Source organism: Aminobacter sp. P4_D5 (assembly GCF_056401815.1).
Genome location: NZ_JBFUIP010000903.1, coordinates 1 through 635 on the forward strand (window position 1 = coordinate 1; position 635 = coordinate 635).

The following is a 635-nucleotide window of genomic DNA, read 5'->3' on the forward strand; positions in this document are numbered from 1 at the left end:
GCAGGATCGCAACCAGGCACGGCTCCGGCGCGGCCAGGACCGGCGCGCGCATCGGGCCGACAGGGGTCTCGATGCCCGCCTCCGCCTCGTCGAGGTCGCGCAGGGCCTCGCTGGTCAGGATGGCGCCGATCTCGGCGAGGATGCGGCGGAAGGTCGCGCTGTCCGTCTCGCGCCGCCGGATGCGGGTGAGCTTGGCGCGCAGCAGCGCATGGTCGGGGATGTGGAGAGGGATGCTCATCGGTCGGTCAGCCTGAGCTCGATGCGTCGGTTGCGGGCGTAGGCCTCGGGCGAGTCGGCCGTGTCGATCGGCTGGTGCTCGCCGAAGGCGGCGGCAGCCACGCGGTTGGCCGGCAGCCCCGCCTCCATGAGCAGATTCGCGACCGCGATGGCACGGGCGGCGGACAGCTCCCAGTTGGTGGCGTAGCGGTTGCTGCGGATGGGGTTGCGGTCGGCATGGCCGTCCACGCGCAGCAGCCAAGGGATCTCCGTCGGAATGCGGGAGGCGATGTCAAAGAGCACGCGCGAGAGCTGGCGGATTTGCTGCTGGCCCGCGGCCGAGAGTTCGGCCGAGGCGGGCGGGAAGAGCACCTCGGACTGGAAGATGAAGCGGTCGCCCACGATGCGCAGCTCCGGAC

At 71.5% G+C, this 635-nt stretch carries 2 protein-coding genes; both read right to left on the reverse strand.

What is annotated here, in order from left to right; translation table 11 throughout:
• The coding region (locus AC1DWF_RS35695) for a uracil phosphoribosyltransferase (RefSeq protein ID WP_476843183.1) at positions 1–238 on the reverse strand (238 nt) is incomplete at its 3' end.
• A partial coding sequence (locus AC1DWF_RS35700; protein ID WP_476843184.1) for an OmpA family protein occupies positions 235–635 on the reverse strand: 401 nt, incomplete at its 5' end. The genes AC1DWF_RS35700 and AC1DWF_RS35695, both read right to left, overlap by 4 nt.